This window comes from Nibrella saemangeumensis, assembly GCF_039541915.1.
Lineage (GTDB): Bacteria > Bacteroidota > Bacteroidia > Cytophagales > Spirosomataceae > Nibrella > Nibrella saemangeumensis.
In genome coordinates, this window is the sequence record NZ_BAABHD010000068.1 from 1 (window position 1) to 16,935 (window position 16,935).

The window sequence follows — 16,935 nt, forward strand, 5'->3', positions numbered from 1 at the left end:
TAGTGCGGTTGAGCTTGTCCTTTTCTAAAAAGCTGAACCGACATATCAACTCCATTCGGTTTGTAGTGACTCACTACAACCTATCATTACAACTTTAGGACTACCTTACTTTCATTATACTCTTACATAGCAAGTCTCGTTCCATCGCCAAATTTGAAATAAATTATAACTAGTTTTTATAAAATAGAGTATTGGTTAAAAATTAAAAAATACCAGCCTTAAGTATCCCGGTAGCACCTCTAAATAAATACTTACAAAAAGCCTCTTTATAACCACTTCTAAAACTATATCATTATGGATTGTATACTATTCTGGAACGAAGTTGCTCTTGAAGCAAATCGGGTTAGTCACACTAATGGAAAAAAGGAACAGACGGGACCAACGCTCAGTTCACGGGCTCTGGCCATCGTTCATTTAGCTATGTATGAAGCGTATGCTCGAATAGTTAACGATCCTCAACTCCCACCTTATATCCCGGCAGCCGTTCCCATTATTCCTCCAGCTCCCGGTGCTTCAGCGCAAGCGGCAGTAGCTACTGCCGCTCATGCAACATTATCAAGGCTTTATGATAGCCAAAAGCCTTTTTTTGATCAAAAGCATCTTCAGGCTGTTGAAGCTGCGGCCTTACAGGGACCGGGTCTTGCAGAGGGGCATGCTTTTGGAATGCAGATAGCTCAATATATATTGAATGACAGAAAAGATGATCCTTCTGCCAGTGATGATGGCTATGCTTTTTCTGTTGCACGTGGTGCTCATCGTCCTGATCCGGATAACTCTGATCAAGGGTTTCACGCGCCTTTCTATGGAGCACTTTCAAAAGGATTTTCAATCACAGATAGATTTGAGTTGGCACCACCTCCCTATAATGCACCCGATTATTTAAGAGCATTAAGAGAGGTACGCGGCAGAGGAATAGCCCCTAACTTAATGGGAACATTACCTAATAATATACCACCCCGTATAACTGATCAAACGCTAATTGGACTCTATTGGGGTTATGATGGGGCTGCGGGCCTAGGAACACCTCCACGTTTATACAATCAAATTATACGCGTTGTAGCTAATGATCGAGGAAATAGTGAAGCACAGAATGCACGTTTGTTTACACTGGTAAATGTGGCCATGGCTGATGCTGGCATTTTAGCCTGGGATCAGAAATACATTCATAACTTTTGGCGACCGGTTGTGGGTATTCGTGAACACGATCAGTCCATGGGATGGGAAACGGTTCCTCAAAATAATGTAGACAACGACTGCGACTCCTCATGGCTGCCTTTAGGCGCACCTGCCACAAATGCCATGAATAAGAACTTTATCACCACTCAACAAACTACTCCTACCTTCCCTTTTAACCAGGTAATCGTTGGAAGGTCCAAAAATTTCACCCCCAATTTTCCAGCTTATCCATCCGGACATGCCACATTCGGGGCTGCTGCTTTGCACATGGCCCGGTTATTTTACGGTCCGGGACCCGGTGGTATTAACAATGGGGGCGTAGCCGTCGGAGACAGAAACGCTGACCAATTGTTTAATAGCCTTTCTTTTGTTTCAGAAGAATTAAATGGTGTAAATCAGGACAACGAAGGAACTGTTCGCCCCCGACATGTACGCAATTTTCCCAATGGAGGGCTATGGCAAATGATTGAAGAAAATGGCAGAAGTCGGGTATATCTTGGCGTACATTGGGTATTCGACGCCTTCGCTGTGAATAACAACAACAGAATGGCTCTCAACAGAGGATTAGATCCTGCAAATCCGAGGATTGCCGGCATCGGTGGAGTTCCTCTCGGGTTAAAGATTGCAGAAGATATTTTTAGCAATGGGATGCAAAAGTCACCTGTAATGCCGAGACCAATAAATTAGGAATCCCTACTGGTTACCTCCATCAATCCGATTAGCAATCCCCGAGGGGGCACGTAAGCTTCTACCTACGTTATAGACTCACGCCTTCGTTTCATGGTATCCCACTCGAAATGGAATTACCATATTGGAGCCATGACCTAAGCAGCGTTTACTGTTGGAGCCGTTACGGGTCAATACCCAACTCGATCTTATTTTAGCCGATAAAATGCAAATACCAACCGCTCCGGAACCTTTTCGGATGCGGTAAATTCGAATAAACACCATAGCAATTTGCGAAAAGGATTATATTCGAGTGCAAATACACCAAAGCCTTGCCCTCAAATATACTACTATGCGTCTCCTATCCTTTCTTTGCCTTGTCGTCCTGACCCAATCACTCCTGGCTCAGCAGCCCGCTAGCAACCGCCAGCGTGAGATTGTTTTCCGGTCGGTGAACGTGGTGCCAATGGATGCGGAACGGGTGCTGGAAAATCAGACGGTGGTGGTGCGGGATGGGAAGATTACCGCTATGGGCAATGAGGGTCGGGTCAGGTACGGCAATAACGCGCTAGTGGTTGATGGCAAGGGAAAATACCTGATGCCTGGTTGGGCGGAGATTCACGCGCACGTGCCGCCGATTGATGATATTGAGCCGATGAAGGATGTGCTGATGCTATACCTGGCCAACGGTATTACCACCATCCGGGGTATGCTGGGCCACCCGAGGCACCTGGAGCTACGGAGTAAGATCAACAGCGGGGAGATTCTGGGGCCGCATTTTTACAGCTCCGGTCCCTCCTTCAGCAGCCAGAGTGTGAAAACAGCCGAGCAGGGTGCGGAGATGGTACGCCGGCAGAAAGCAGCCGGTTATGATTTTCTCAAACTGCATCCGGGTCTTACCCGCGAGACGTTTCCGGCCATTGCCCGCACGGCCAAAGAGCTAGGTATTCCGTTTGCCGGGCACGTTTCGTTCAACGTAGGTGTCTGGCGGGCGATTGATGCGGAGTATGCTTCCATCGATCACCTCGACGGGTTTGTGGAAGCCATTACCCCCGGCAGCGATACGCTGGTGGAACAGGAAACCGGCCTGTTCGGGGCCTGGATCGGCTACCGGGCTGATCCGGCCAAAATTCCGGCGCTGATGAAGGCGCTGCGCGACAAGAACATTCGGGTAGTGCCGACCCAGGCGCTGGCCGAGCGGTGGCTGTCGCCAATGCCGGCGGAGGAATTTACCAAAGCGCCGGAGATGAAATACATGCGGCCGGAAGAGATCCGGAGTTGGGTGAACGCCAAGAACAACTACAACAATAATCCGAACTTCAGGAAGGACCGGGCGGAGAAGTTTCTGCAGATTCGCCGGCAGCTTATTAAAGCCTGTCAGGAAAACGGTGTTGAACTGCTACTTGGCTCCGATGCGCCCCAGGTCTTTAACGTGCCCGGCTTCGCGATTCACCACGAAATGCAGTACATGGTCGATGCCGGACTGACACCGTACCAGACGCTGCGCACGGGTACCGTCAATGTAGCCCGATACTTTAACAAACCCGATTGGGGTACCATCAAGACCGGTAATGTTTCGGATCTGGTGTTGCTGAACGGTAATCCGCTGCGAGACATCAGCCAGACCCGCAACATTGAAGGAGTGATGATCGGCACCAACTGGCTGTCAAAAGACTATATACAGCAGCAGTTGAAAAAGCTGGAACGGCAGTAGGATCTATTACTTCTTAGCCTGACTCTGGCGCAGTTTATCCCGCTCTGCCAGCAGTTCGGTCCAGGTCCAGGCATTGGTGCGGCCGGCGGTGTGCTCCCGCACGGCTTTTACCTGCTCGGGTTTTACGATGACCCAGTTGATGTAACCAGCGCTCATCTGCGGGAAGCTGCGCATGCACAGGTCGTAGCGGACGTAGTTCAGCACCGACGCAATCCATTCATCCGTGTTGCTGCCCATGGCCGGCATCTGGTCGTTGTAGCGTTCGCCATCGACCGGCCCCCTCAACCCGTGCAGCATGATCTTGATGACTTCATCCTTGTTTTCAATCAGCTTGAATTTGCTGATCAGGGGCGGGGCTACTTTGGTCGCCAGTCCCTGCCCTTCGGGACCGTGGCAGGCCGCACAAAGGGAGTTGAAGATGGTAGCACCTTCGATGATGGATTTACGGGCCGATTCGTCCAGCGCCATCAGCTTGTAGCCGTATTTTCTGGCTTCGTCATTCTTTTGCAGACTTTTGCGGACACTGGTCAGCAGTTCGTCGTCCGGCTTTCGGGCCATGATCTGTTCTGCCAGGGCGGTTGCCTTGGGTGATTCCGATACACGCAGCGACAGAACGAGTTGGGTGAGTACATCCCGGCTGGCATCACCCGCCATTGCGCTAAGCCTGACCAGCACAGCCGGGTCGTCTTTTTTCACATAGGGCTCGCTAATGCGGACGGCAGCTTTGCGGACCTGATGATCCGGGTCCATCAGCGCCGAGAGCAGCAACGGCTTATCGACAGCATCCATTCCCTCCAGCGTCCATAAGGCGTGTAACCGGTACAATTCCGGTGAATTGCCGGTCTGGTTTACCACCACTTTTCGTAAAGCAGGCACCACCGATTTATCATCACGAACGATGATTTCTTTCTGAGCATTATCCCGCCACCAGCCATTGGGATGATTCAGGTACGTAACCAGTTTACTGGTCGGTTCATCGAGCATCCGGGGTTTAGGTCCACGCGCTATCCCCTCGTAGACCAGCCGGTAAATGCGGCCGTTCTTCACGTTCCGGTTGAGGCCTTTGCTCATGATCTGGTCGTACAGATAACTCCCCTGCTGCGCCCACGTCGATTCCTGAATGACGCCCCGGTACATGTCTACGATGTACAGGCACCCATCCGGCCCCGTGTAGATGTTAACCGGCCGAAAGTTCATGTCCGTCGACGCAATAAACTCGTCCTGCGGATAGACGTTGGCGAGCGAAATCTTGCCGTCGGTATCGCTGATGTTGGCCCGACGGATGAAGCGGCCCACCGGCTCGGCTGCGAGGTAGTCGCCTTCCATGCTTTTGGGCAGCCGGTCGCCCCGGAAAACCGACTGGCCGCAGACGGAGGTAAAGCCAAACATGGTACTGTCGGGCCGAAGGGTCCGTGGACCACCATTCACATCGGGTGTTTTCACGATGGGCCAGATCTGACTGAAGCCGGACTGAAATGCATCCGGCAAATCAAGCTGTCCGTAGACGGGATTGATCTGGAAGCCCGAAGCCGCCATACCCGAAGCCGCCCGACTGAAGAACAACCGGCCGTAATTGTCGTGGGTGAGGCCCCACTGCCCGTTTGAGCCGCTGACCAGCGTATCGACGTCCAACACCCCGTTTCTGTACCGGAAGCGCACTGGATCGGTGGTGACGTAAATCCAGTTATCCAGGTTCCAGTCCAGCCCGCTGCGCTGGTGCTCCACATTGCCGTAGGCTTTTTTCGGCATCTGGAACACCGGACGTTTTTTGTCGGCCTTGCCGTCGCCGTTGGTGTCCTGATACGCATAGATGTCATAGGAATTGGTTTCGTTGACCAGCACCTCCCGCCCAACGCAGAGGATCATGCGGGGCGACACCAGTTTGTCGATGAACACCGCGCTTTTATCCATCCGGCCGTCGTTATCGGTATCTTCCAACAGCATCACCCGGCTGCGGGGTTCATCCTGCCCCCTGGCGTCGATCGTCTGCATATACGTTTCCAGTTGCGCCACGTACATGCGGGCGTTGCCATCCCACGCAATGGCGGCTGGTTCGGCAATCATCGGTTCGCTGGCGACCAGTTCGAGCCGGTATCCTTTGGGCAGGCGAAAGGATTTCAGGCTCTCCTGCGGAGATTGGCGAGTGAGGATAGGCTTCTGGCTGACCGTATGGGGCGTATCGAAGGGATCTTCGGTTGACGATTGATTCTGGAAGGCGGCAAGGGATAGCACAAGACAGCCCGTTGCCAGAAGAGCCAACCAAAGATTTCTTGTTGTGTTAGCAGAGCAGAGGTTCGGCAGCATAGTCAATGCTTATAGCCCATAAAGCATTGACAAGCGGCTACTTACTGCCTGCGAAGCCTGAACGGTGTCGACAGGCCTACCTGCCCTACCGTTGGCGCTCCGGCCTGTAACTAACCGGAGCGTGCGGTATGCAATATAGCGCCCTCCTTTTTGCGTTAATACACGTATAAACCGAATACTCAAAACTACATAATTAGTAGGGCCGTCTACTCGAAAAAAAGGTTATAGTTACGTATTGATTTTGACGAAAAAGGGCTGCTTTATATTTTTAACCAGTTTAGGGTACCCTTTTCAACGCAGGTATTTATACGTGAACCCCCACTGATCTTTCCCTTAGGCTGTTCAGGGATAGAGTCAGCCAGGAATGCGAACAGCCATGTTTATGATTAGTCAGTCAACTACTAATCTGATTAACAAAACCGTAGGCTAACAGTTACATAAAAAGAAAATTACAAGAACAGTCCGGCTACCTACTGTCAATAGGGACTCCTCAGCCGGGACATTGTACTCAATGTTATAGCCATGAGGAATAATATGCGGACTGCCCCCAACGATCCACACCTGTTGCGGGCAGCGTTAGACTTTTCCAGCAATGGAATTGTCATATACGATTGTGTACGGGATAAACAAGGTGATATTCAGGACTTCCGCGTGATTCTGGCAAACAAGAAAGCGGAAGAGATTACCGGCATGACCGAAGCGCAGATGCTTGGCCGGCTGGTTGGCGATTTGTTTCCGGGTAGCCTGGAGCAGGATTTCTGGCGGTATGCAGCCCAGGTGATTGCCAGTGGCCAACCCTACGAATTTGAAGCGGCTTACCCGCTACCCAATGGTCGCGAAGCCTGGTATACGATCAACCTGGCTCCGTACGGCGATGGCGTGGCGGTATCACTGAATGATATTACGGAGCGCTACCTCCGACAAAAATCCTCCGAGGAGCAGACCGACCTGATTGAAAGTATGCTCAACGGTTCGCTCAACGGCCTGGTGATGTTTAAGGCTTTACGCAATGAGCAGGGCGTGGTCTACGATCTTCAGCTCAAACTCGCCAACGAAGCGGCTGCGAGTCTTACAGGCCTGTCTCCCGACGAGATGGTGGGGCGTACCCTAAAAAAACTTTTCCCTACGCTGGCGTATTCCGGCCTGTTTGAGCAGTACGTGCAGACCATCGAAACCGGTTCATCGTACCGGACCGAAAGCTACTACGAAGCCGACGGCCTGAATGGCTGGTACGAGATCCTGGCTGCTAAATTCGACGATGGCGTGCTGGTTTCCTTTATCGATATAACAGCCTCGAAACGCTACCAGCAGGATTTGCAGAAGTACATCGAAGAGCTTCAGCGGTCGAATAAGAATCTGGAGCAATTTGCATACATAGCCTCCCACGATTTACAGGAGCCACTGCGCAAGATAACCGCGTTTGGCGAAGTGCTGCAAACGCAATACGGTCACGTTATTGATACATTTGGTACGGATCTGATTGACCGTATGCGGTCGGCGGCTCAGCGCATGAACGTACTGATCCAGGATCTGCTGACCTTCTCGCGCATTTCCTCCCAGAGAGAGCCTTTCCGGAAAGTAAACCTGCAGACTATTGTTGGTGAAGTGCTGGGAGACCTGGAGACTGCAATCCGTGACAAACAGGCGGTAATTGACATCACTGTTCTGCCGGTTGTCAAAGGCGATGCGCTTCAATTGCGGCAACTCTTCCAGAATCTGCTGAGCAATGCGCTGAAATTTACCAAAGCAGCCATCGCTCCAAACATCCGAATCAACTGCGTCCAACTACTCGGCCGCGACATCACTCCGCTGCCGGGCACTTCCGTCAGGGCTTCGGATCTCGATAAGGAGTTTTACGCCATCAGCATTGCCGATAACGGGATTGGTTTTAATGACAAATACCTGGACCGCATTTTCACCATTTTCCAGCGGTTGCATGGCCGCAGCGAATACCAGGGCACCGGCATCGGGCTGGCCATTGTCCAGAAAGTGGCCGACAACCACCAGGGCTACGTAAATGCCCACAGCCAGATCGGCGAGGGTGCGACCTTCACGGTTTACCTCCCCGTAGCGGAACCGATGGTGGAGGATATGGGGGTGAGGTTAAAGAAATAGGCAGTTTGCAGTAAGCAGTTGGCAAATTGAATGAGCAACTTAGTGGCTCCTTTTATGCCTACTGCCTGCTGAAGACTGCCTACTACTAACTACTTTTCATCCAGATACGGATCAACGTTATCCTCGTCGGCTTCGGTGATCTCCTCGTCAATCATATCTTCGGGCAGTTCGTCGAAGGCAGGGCCATTTGGCACCTGATCCATGGCGTGTTGCGCCGTAATATTGTCGGTATAAAGGATGGTATCGGCCGCTTCATCGTCGGGGTGGCTGTACACATCGGTGGTGTCGTCCATGCCAAACTCTGAATAAACAGCCGGATTGAAATCTACATCGTTTTCGGGCACATTCACCCGCTCCGGCGATACGCCACCCTCCGGGCCACCCGTCTGCTCTACCCGATTGGGCGAATCATTGTTATTGCTTTCCATAACGTCTTGTCTTTATTGGTTCAATACCGGCTCATCCGCTACCTGCCAGACTGGGCCGGATGAATGTATTAACCAATAAGACTGACGGAGGTTTTAAACAACGTTTATTTCCACAGCACCACCTTCTGCAGCCGGGCCGGGTGACCATCGCCGGTTAAGCGGATAAAATAGATCCCGTCCGGCAGCGATCCCAGATCGAAAGTCGTCTGGGCCTCAGCCTGCACCGACTGACCCGGCAGAATGCGCTGCCCGCCGGCCGACAGCACTTCGGCTACGCCACCAAAAGGCGGCCGGATGTTGATATACCGCTCGGTCGGGTTGGGGTATGCCCAGGGGTGGATGATGTCTTCTTCGGAAATACCGAACACCGGTATTATGCCGGTAATAACCGCCTTCTCGGTGGTGTTTTTGATGTAACGAAGTCCGCCGGTCATCGTACCCATAACAACATCGGGCAGTTGATCGCCGTCCAGGTCAGCCGCCGTGCTAATAAGCCCACCACCCGGCATGGGTATGCCTCCCACGCCCTCCAGCGGGGTTAAAGCCTGGGTGGGGCTGTCGGGCCAGCGGTATAGCTGCACCTTTCCGTCGCGGGTGGTAGTCAGCAGTTCCGGTTTCTGGTCGGCGTTGAAGTCGGCTATAACAAGCGATGGGCTACGGGCCAGCAAATTTAACTTTATACCCCCAAACTCGGTTGTCTGCACCTGAAAGGCCGGCGTAGTGGGCGTTCCGGTATTCCGGTGGTATTCGATATTACCAGAGGCCTTGCCCAGTAGCATATCCGGTTTACCATCCTTATCTACATCGTAGAACACAGGCAGATCGCCCGGTGAGAAGCGGTCCGGTACAGGCAGCAATTTAGCGTCGGCCAGGGTGTACTGGGCAGCCGCCCCACGCGGAGCCTTGTTGTAAAGCACCCGGATCTCCGCCCCTTTAAACGTCGTTGCCGTAATAACCAGATCCAGGGAGCCGTTCCCATCGACATCGGCAAGCGCCGGTACAATATCGGTCAGTTGCAACGTCTCCGACAGGCGCAGGTAGTCGCTGGTGATCAGTTCAAACACCGGACTGCCCGAGGTACCTTTGTTTTCGAAATACCAGATACTGCCCCGGTACCCTTTATCCCCCCGGATACCGCCGTTCCCCACCAGCAGGTCCATGTCCCCATCGCCGTCGAGGTCAGCCAGCGTCGGGGCCGCATTCTCACCCAAGTCGATCATATCTGATTGGAGAAAGTTCTTCTGTACAAGCTGAAAGTCCGGTTTTTCCGTGGTGCCGACATTTTTGAAAAACCAGTTCGACGCCCGGAAATCCATCAGCGTTCCCTCATTATTATAAGTGTTCGGAGACGCCACCAAGTCCTTGATGCCATCGCCGTCCATATCCTCAAAATAAGTAGCCGGAAAGATTTTGAACTCGATCGCATCCTGAGCCGGAAATTTGGCGTCGAAACTGACAAAGTTGGCTTTCTCGTTGTTCGTACCGGCATTACGCAGCCGGGCCACGTTGGTACACGACACATGGCCGAACAGCAGGTCTTTTTTGCCGTCGCCGTCGGTATCCATCACCGTAATGGTGTTACCGGCATGCAACACCTTGGCCCGCGGATTGGCCTTGGCCGTAGCGGCCAGCCGTCCACCCGATACGCTGCAATCAACCCCAAACGTAAAGTCATTGCAATGTTCTTTAATGAAATTACCCCAGCACTGGCCTGTACGCTTAAAGTCCAGACCCGGCGTGGTACTGGCCGCATTCTGCCGGTCCTTACTGAGGTTCTGAAAGTAGACGGCGTAATTGCCGGTTATATCAAAGGCGATGATGTCAATGTCACCGTCATCGTCAAAATCCACAATCGCTGGTACATCGGTCGACGCAACGTACAGGTTTAGCTTTGAGGAGGACAGTCCTTCGTGCAGCAGCGGATCGGCTACCACCTGCCAGCTCACCCGTTCGCTGGTCGATACGTTCTTCAGTACCTTTACGCCCTGCGGCACATGGGTAAACAGATCTTTACGGCCATCGCCATCATAATCAACCAGTATCATCCAGTTCTGCACCGACGGAAACTGCGCTTCGTAGTCGGGGGCGTACTGCCAGGACAGACCGTCGGACAGAAAGGTGCTGATCTTGTTGCTGGTCCGGTCAAAGACCACCAGGTCCTCGCGGCCATCGTCGTTCAGGTGCATTTTGGTAAACTGAGCGGCATTCAGGCCACCCGCCCAGGCATTGGGCAGCGACTGACCGTTCATGGAGACGGGCACCTGCTGATTATATTGGAAGGTAAAGGGGGAAGCAGTCTGGGCAACGCCGAGAAACGGTAGCAAACAAAAGGAAGCCACAAAGAGCCCCACGGCAGTCCAATTTTTCATGTAATTTTGGGACTTATGATGCCGGGCATGCCCGGTTATGGATAAGCGAAACTTATATTCTAACGTAGAAGGCCCTTTGTTTGGTCTGTTTGTGCATGATTTCTCTGTCTCATCTTTACGATAAATTCCTGGAATGCACCGGCGTTTCGACCGATACGCGGAAGATTACGCCGGATTGTTTGTTCGTTGCGTTGAAAGGTCCGGCCTTCAACGGCAACCAGTTTGCCCAGGAAGCGCTGGAAAAAGGAGCCCGCTACGCCATTGTTGATGATCCGGCAGTTGCGGAAAGGGATTCGCGTCTGCTGCTGGTCGACGATGGCTTGACGGCGCTGCAAGCGCTGGCCCGCTACCACCGCCGGACGCTCACCATTCCCATTGTCGCCCTGACCGGCTCCAACGGTAAAACCACCACGAAAGAGCTCATTGCCGATGTCTTGTCGAAGAAGTACAGAACCTACGCCACCCCCGGCAATTTCAACAACCACATCGGCGTACCCCTAACCCTGCTGGCCATTAACGACAGCTACGAAATGGCCGTAGTAGAAATGGGGGCCAACCACCAGCGGGAAATTGCCCTGCTCAGCTCCATTGCGGAACCCACCCATGGAATGATTACCAACATTGGCAAAGCGCACCTGGAAGGCTTCGGCGGGGTCGAAGGCGTGCGCAAAGGCAAAGGCGAACTGTTCGACTGGCTGGCGCAATCGGGCGGTACCGTTTTTATAAACGGCAGCAATGCCACGCTCCAGGCCATGGCGCAGGAGCGACAGTTTAACGAGTTGGTGGCGTATCTGACCCCCGACGGTGCCTATGATGCCACGCTGGTACAGGATACGCCTGTGGTGGTATACCGGGATGCCGAAGGCCGGGAGGTAACTACCCACCTGCCAGGGCGGTATAATTTCGAAAACATGGCGGCTGCCCTCTGCATCGGGCAATATTTTGGGGTGCCGCCCGAAGAAGCCAACCGCGCCGTCGCCGACTACAACCCGACCAACAACCGATCACAAGTAGTGGCTAAAGGCTCCAACACCATCCTGCTGGATGCGTATAACGCGAATCCGTCGTCTATGGCAGCCGCCGTGCAGCAGTTCATGAATTTGTCCGCGCAGAAGAAAGTGGTCATTCTGGGCGATATGTACGAACTGGGTCCGGAGAGCGAAGTGGAGCATGCTGCGCTGGGCGAACTGGTGGCGACGGGTAACTTCGATGTCGTTATTCTGGCTGGTAAGGACATGAAATATGCCCTGGCCGCGCTGCCGAAAGCATATTACTTCCCCGATAAGTTTTCGTTACACAACTGGCTGCTCGACCACCCATTTGAGCACACCCATATTCTGGTGAAAGGCTCACGGGGCATTGGGCTGGAGTCGGTGGTGCCGTTTATTTGATAATGATTGAAGGATAGAGTGATTGAATGGGTAGCTTCGCCGTTTAACCCTCTATTTTTCTCTCATTCTACACTTTATGTAATCAATCATTCAACCATTCAATCATTCTTTCCCCGTACCTGTGTTACGTTTCATATTGCGCCTTGCCGTTGTTGCGGTTTTACCTGTTGTAGGTTATTGCCAGGTGGTACCGCCGTTTCAGGCGGAGATATTGGCGTTTGAAGCCAAAGATCTGGTTAGCCCTCCGCCCAAAAACGCCATTCTGTTTACCGGTAGCTCGTCGATCCGGCTGTGGGATAACCTGCAGGAGTCGTTTCCGGATAAGGTCGTGCTGAACCGCGGCTTCGGCGGTTCCAGCTTGCCTGATGTTATCCGCTACGCCGACCGGATTATAATTCCGTACCGTCCGAAACAGATCGTGCTGTACGCGGGAGAGAATGATGTTGCCTCCGGCAAAGTATCGGCTCAGGAGGCCTGTGACCGGTTTGTGACGTTATTCCGGAAGATTCGAAAAGATCTGCCGAAAACGCCGATCGTCTTTATTTCAATGAAACCCAGCCCGTCGCGCCGGCAGTACTTTCCGGTCATTCTGGAAGCGAACCGCCTGATAAAGGATTTTCTGGCCAAACAGCGCCGTACCACCTATGTGGATGTGTATACACCGATGCTCAATAGTAACGGGCAACCTAAGGGTAAATTATTCAAAGCAGACAGCCTCCATATGAACCCAAAAGGATACGTCATCTGGGCGGAGAAGCTGCGACCGGTGCTGAAGTAATCCGCTGCCTACCAACGGTCTGACCGCTTGCTAAGCTATTTGCTTCCTGGCTCATCCCGGTTAGGCATTCTGACCTGCGTTCGCTAATTTTGTACTTTCTATAGAATTCATCTGCGCCGGTGTTAATTCGGCTTACAGAACTTCGAAACTTCGTCTATTATGTCAACGCAAACGTCTGCTTACGTTCCCTACAAAGTAAAAGATATTGCCCTCGCCGACTGGGGCCGCAAAGAAATCCGGCTGGCCGAAGCCGAGATGCCTGGCCTGATGGCTCTCCGCCGGGAGTTTGGCCCCTCAAAGCCCCTACAGGGTGCCCGCATCGCTGGTTGTCTGCACATGACCATCCAGACCGCCGTGCTGATTGAAACGCTGGCTGAACTGGGTGCCGATGTTACCTGGTCGTCCTGCAACATCTTCTCGACGCAGGACCACGCGGCTGCCGCTATCGCTGCCGCTGGTATCCCGGTGTATGCCTGGAAAGGGATGACCGAAGAAGAATTTAACTGGTGTATCGAGCAGACGCTGTTTTTCGGCGAAGATCGCCAGCCGCTGAATATGATCCTGGACGATGGTGGCGATCTCACCAATATGGTGTTCGACAACTATCCGGAATTAATCTCAGGCATCAAGGGCTTGTCGGAAGAAACCACTACGGGCGTTCACCGGCTGTACGAGCGGATGAAGAACGGTACACTCCACCTGCCGGCCATCAACGTGAATGATTCTGTTACGAAGTCGAAGTTTGATAACAAATACGGCTGCCGCGAGTCGCTGGTCGACGCCATCCGTCGGGCAACCGACCTGATGCTGGCCGGTAAAGTAGCGGTGGTCGCTGGCTACGGCGACGTAGGTAAAGGCTCAGCCGAATCACTGCGTGGTGCCGGTTGCCGGGTATTAGTCACCGAAATCGACCCGATCTGCGCCCTGCAGGCCGCTATGGATGGATACGAAGTGGTCACGATGGATGAGGCTGCCGAGCGCGCCAACATTTTCGTTACCGCTACGGGTAACGTTCGTATTATCACCGACCGGCACTTCCGCAAGATGCGTGACAAAGCCGTGGTCTGCAACATCGGTCACTTCGACAACGAAATCGACATGGCCTGGCTGAATACCAACTACGGCCATAGCAAGAGCAGCATCAAGCCGCAGGTCGATATGTACGAAATTGACGGCAAAGAAATCATCGTCCTGGCCGAAGGTCGTCTGGTCAACCTGGGCTGCGCCATGGGTCACCCGTCGTTTGTGATGTCCTGCTCATTCTCGAACCAGACCCTGGCTCAGCTTGAGTTGTGGAACAACCCCGGCAAGTACGAAAACAAAGTATATGTGCTGCCCAAGCAGCTCGACGAAAAAGTTGCCGCTTTGCACCTGGCGCACGTCGGTGCCAAACTTGACACCATGGACGAAGAGCAGGCTGCCTACATCGGCGTCACCAAAGAAGGTCCGTTCAAGTCGGAGTGGTACCGGTATTAAGGAGTGAAGAGTTATGAGAGGGAAGCGCGGTTCAGAAATGGGCCGTGCTTCTTTTTTGTGTAAATTGTTACCCAGAAGAGTCCTTTACGTCAATACCAAAACGATCTATGCGCTTCCCTATCAACTTACCTGCCCAGGATGGTCGCTTTACCGAGGATGAGTTGTTTGAGTTCTGCCGGGCCAATCCTGATTTGCATATTGAACGCGACGAAAACGGACAAATCTTTTTCAAAGTGCCTACCGGAACTCAAACAAGCTTTAGAAATACCGATCTCATCATTGAAGTTGGTATTTGGAATCGGAAAACAAAACTCGGCCGGGTTTCTGATTCAAATGGCGGTTATACATTACCAGATGGCTCCATGCGTGCCCCGGACGTCGCCTGGGTTAGCCATGAAAGGTTGGCGAATGTCACTGAAGAGGATCTGAAAAAATTCGCACACGTATGCCCTGATTTTGTCATTGAGCTGGTCTCCGAGTCTGACGAGTTACGGGAGATTCAGGATAAAATGGTCAAATGGATGAACAACGGCGTCCGCCTTGGCTGGTTGGTCAATCCCTTTCTGCAACAAACTACCATTTACCGACCGGATCAGGAGCCAGAGATCAAATCTTTCAGTCAGCAATTAGGTGGAGAAGAGGTAATGCCAGGGTTCGAGTTAACGATTAGCGATTTGCTGTAGTTGTAGCCCGGAATTACATTCCGGGCTACCTCAACCTCAAAACGTAAACGCCGGAATCAGCCGTCCATCAACATCAGTGAAGCCGTACAGAGCAGCCAAATCGCCGGTAGCGAGGGACTGACCGCTTTTATCCAGAAGGTGTGGGTCCTGGGCCAGCGCGACGACCGCCCGGCCCACATACCGGGGAGAATGGGTTTCGGTTAACTTGTCCGCGTGGCCAGTTTTGGTGAGTACCCGCTCGACACGCTCAGTGCGGGTGTGACCGGGATAAAGAGCCACCGCCGTAACGCCATGCGGGTGTAGCTCCTGCGCCATGGCAAAAGCCAGCCGGTCGTCGGCGGTCTTGCAGGTGTCGTACATGACATTGCCAAGGTATTTGCCGGTTACGCCAATGGAGATGTTGATGATAAGGCCGCTCTGCTGCGCAATCATCAGAGGAGCCGCGTAGTAGCTGGCGGTAAAATGAGCCCGCAGCCCCGCCCGGAACATGGTTTCCCAAACGTCCAGATCCTGCTCCCAGAATGGCTTGCTGAAGATCTTACCCTCGTGTCCTTCGTAGCCGCCCCAGACGTTGTTGACCAGAATATCCAGCCTTCCAAACTCCTCCTGAATACGGGCAAAAAGCCGCTTCACCTCCTCATCACTGGTATGGTCGCACGGGATGGCGATACCCTTACCCCCCGATGCCGTAACCAGGTCGGCGGTGTCTTCAATGGTGCCGGGCCGGTCGTCGTCTGGTTGACCGCTGCGGGTAGAGCGGCCCGTTACAATGACCGTTGCGCCGGCCAGTCCAAGTTCGTGGGCAATGCCTTTGCCTACACCCCGGCTGGCACCGGTAATCAGCGCTACTGTTCCGTTTACTAAGCTGTTTGTCAGCATACCTTTACATTCGTGTAGTTTTGTTGAACAGCCACAAAGTACGGTAGCTACCCCGAGGAACTTTAGTAAATTTTCGACACAGGTACGATGGAAGCAGGCATCACATACCAGCGCTACGCACCCGCTCCGGAACTGGCATCGTATGTCAGCCATTACGCCTACTACGAAAACAGGGCCGATTGGGCGTGGGAATTTGCTCTGCCCGACGGTCTGCCCAGTCTGGTATTTATTCTGCACCAGCCGCACCACCTGCAACTTTTTACACCGGGGAAAGCAGCCATTGAGTGTCGGCAGGCGTACCTGACCGGTGCCTACAGCCAGGGCATCTATGTACCCCGGCAGGCGCAAACCCAACGGCTGTTTAGTATACGGTTCACAGCCGAAGGAATTTACCACCTGCTCCGGCAACCTGTAGCCGGCTTAAGGGGGCAACCTGCCTGGCCGGCAGAGTTGGTGTTGGGAGCGTGGCTACCGGCATTAACCGAGCAGGTACTAACGTCTTCGACAGTGGGGCAATTAATCGGAGCCACAGAAACCTACCTGCGCCGGCAGTTGGCCCGTTACCCGGCTCAGGATCTGCGTTTTCAGGAAGCCGTTCAACGCATAGTGACCAGCAGAGGACAGCAATCCATCGACAGCCTGGCCGTCCATCTCAAGGTCAGCTACAAATGGCTGGAACGGCGATTTCAAACCTATCTGGGACTATCACCCAAAGAATTTGCCCGACTGAACCGGTTCATCCATACCTACTTCAGCTTTCGCCGGCAGGGGTTACAGGATCTGCTCGGTCTGGCCGTGGAAAATGGTTTTTACGACCAGACCCACTTCAACAAAGAATTCCGGTATTTTACCAATCAGACCCCTACTGGTTTATACCGGGCCGATGTGCAGGATCTGGCTCATTTATTCGCAACCGCATACAGACCGGGCCACCCGTAGAGATTCCCCGGCGCTTG

General features: G+C 53.0%; 12 protein-coding genes. 8 read left to right on the forward strand and 4 right to left on the reverse strand.

Translation table 11 applies throughout. The annotated features are described in order from the left end of the window. Positions 1-294 precede the first annotated feature (294 nt). Positions 295-1,863 (forward strand): vanadium-dependent haloperoxidase, encoded by a 1,569-nt coding sequence (locus ABD949_RS19370; protein WP_345246035.1) that lies wholly within the window; start codon positions 295-297, stop codon positions 1,861-1,863. A 331-nt stretch (positions 1,864-2,194) separates the two neighbouring features. Further along, positions 2,195-3,556, forward strand: coding sequence for an amidohydrolase family protein (locus ABD949_RS19375; protein WP_345246037.1), 1,362 nt, complete (start codon positions 2,195-2,197; stop codon positions 3,554-3,556). 6 nt (positions 3,557-3,562) lie between these two features. On the opposite strand, the gene ABD949_RS19380 is transcribed toward ABD949_RS19375, so the two are convergent. Then, entirely contained in the window at positions 3,563-5,788 is a 2,226-nt protein-coding gene (locus ABD949_RS19380; RefSeq protein WP_345246039.1) for a DUF7133 domain-containing protein, read from the reverse strand. A 594-nt stretch (positions 5,789-6,382) separates the two neighbouring features. Between ABD949_RS19380 and ABD949_RS19385 the strand changes: the two genes are divergently transcribed. Continuing rightward, positions 6,383-7,975, forward strand: a complete 1,593-nt coding sequence (locus ABD949_RS19385) for a sensor histidine kinase (RefSeq protein WP_345246041.1) — start codon at positions 6,383-6,385, stop codon at positions 7,973-7,975. An 89-nt stretch (positions 7,976-8,064) separates the two neighbouring features. On the opposite strand, the gene ABD949_RS19390 is transcribed toward ABD949_RS19385, so the two are convergent. Together ABD949_RS19390 and ABD949_RS19395 are read right to left on the reverse strand one after the other, a co-directional pair. Further along, positions 8,065-8,403 carry a hypothetical protein gene (locus ABD949_RS19390; protein WP_345246043.1) on the reverse strand — a complete coding sequence of 113 codons (339 nt, stop codon included), beginning with the start codon at positions 8,401-8,403 and terminating at the stop codon, positions 8,065-8,067. A gap of 104 nt (positions 8,404-8,507) precedes the next feature. Continuing rightward, a complete protein-coding gene (locus ABD949_RS19395; protein WP_345246045.1) occupies positions 8,508-10,772 on the reverse strand; it encodes an FG-GAP-like repeat-containing protein in 2,265 nt (754 codons plus the stop codon). A 95-nt stretch (positions 10,773-10,867) separates the two neighbouring features. Between ABD949_RS19395 and ABD949_RS19400 the strand changes: the two genes are divergently transcribed. The 4 genes from ABD949_RS19400 (at position 10,868) to ABD949_RS19415 (ending at position 15,100) form a co-directional block, all read left to right on the forward strand. Beyond that, complete coding sequence (locus tag ABD949_RS19400) at positions 10,868-12,163, forward strand: UDP-N-acetylmuramoyl-tripeptide--D-alanyl-D-alanine ligase (RefSeq protein WP_345246047.1); 1,296 nt, start codon at positions 10,868-10,870, stop codon at positions 12,161-12,163. Positions 12,164-12,284: 121 nt separating this feature from the next. Beyond that, complete coding sequence (locus tag ABD949_RS19405) at positions 12,285-12,941, forward strand: SGNH/GDSL hydrolase family protein (protein ID WP_345246049.1); 657 nt, start codon at positions 12,285-12,287, stop codon at positions 12,939-12,941. Between the two features lie 159 nt (positions 12,942-13,100). Continuing rightward, on the forward strand, positions 13,101-14,417 hold the full coding sequence (gene ahcY / locus ABD949_RS19410; protein ID WP_345246051.1) for an adenosylhomocysteinase: 1,317 nt from the start codon (positions 13,101-13,103) through the stop codon (positions 14,415-14,417). A gap of 107 nt (positions 14,418-14,524) precedes the next feature. Next, positions 14,525-15,100: a Uma2 family endonuclease gene (locus ABD949_RS19415; protein WP_345246053.1), complete on the forward strand. Its 576-nt coding sequence runs from the start codon at positions 14,525-14,527 to the stop codon at positions 15,098-15,100. A 36-nt stretch (positions 15,101-15,136) separates the two neighbouring features. Here ABD949_RS19415 and ABD949_RS19420 read toward each other — a convergent pair whose 3' ends face one another. Next, the gene (locus tag ABD949_RS19420) at positions 15,137-15,979 is read right to left on the reverse strand and encodes an SDR family NAD(P)-dependent oxidoreductase (RefSeq protein WP_345246055.1); all 843 of its coding nucleotides are present in this window, start codon (positions 15,977-15,979) and stop codon (positions 15,137-15,139) included. 87 nt (positions 15,980-16,066) lie between these two features. Between ABD949_RS19420 and ABD949_RS19425 the strand changes: the two genes are divergently transcribed. Then, positions 16,067-16,918, forward strand: a complete 852-nt coding sequence (locus ABD949_RS19425) for a DUF6597 domain-containing transcriptional factor (RefSeq protein ID WP_345246057.1) — start codon at positions 16,067-16,069, stop codon at positions 16,916-16,918. Positions 16,919-16,935 lie beyond the last annotated feature (17 nt).

What these genes read in the sequence shown, in the direction of transcription:
- ABD949_RS19375 (WP_345246037.1), top strand. Translation starts at nt 2,195, where the DNA reads ATGCGTCTCCTATCCTTTCTTTGCCTTGTCGTCCTGACCCAATCACTC.
- ABD949_RS19395 (WP_345246045.1), bottom strand. Translation starts at nt 10,772, where the DNA reads ATGAAAAATTGGACTGCCGTGGGGCTCTTTGTGGCTTCCTTTTGTTTG.
- ABD949_RS19390 (WP_345246043.1), bottom strand. Translation starts at nt 8,403, where the DNA reads ATGGAAAGCAATAACAATGATTCGCCCAATCGGGTAGAGCAGACGGGT.
- ABD949_RS19425 (WP_345246057.1), top strand. Translation starts at nt 16,067, where the DNA reads ATGGAAGCAGGCATCACATACCAGCGCTACGCACCCGCTCCGGAACTG.
- ABD949_RS19415 (WP_345246053.1), top strand. Translation starts at nt 14,525, where the DNA reads ATGCGCTTCCCTATCAACTTACCTGCCCAGGATGGTCGCTTTACCGAG.
- ahcY (WP_345246051.1), top strand. Translation starts at nt 13,101, where the DNA reads ATGTCAACGCAAACGTCTGCTTACGTTCCCTACAAAGTAAAAGATATT.
- ABD949_RS19385 (WP_345246041.1), top strand. Translation starts at nt 6,383, where the DNA reads ATGAGGAATAATATGCGGACTGCCCCCAACGATCCACACCTGTTGCGG.
- ABD949_RS19400 (WP_345246047.1), top strand. Translation starts at nt 10,868, where the DNA reads ATGATTTCTCTGTCTCATCTTTACGATAAATTCCTGGAATGCACCGGC.
- ABD949_RS19370 (WP_345246035.1), top strand. Translation starts at nt 295, where the DNA reads ATGGATTGTATACTATTCTGGAACGAAGTTGCTCTTGAAGCAAATCGG.
- ABD949_RS19420 (WP_345246055.1), bottom strand. Translation starts at nt 15,979, where the DNA reads ATGCTGACAAACAGCTTAGTAAACGGAACAGTAGCGCTGATTACCGGT.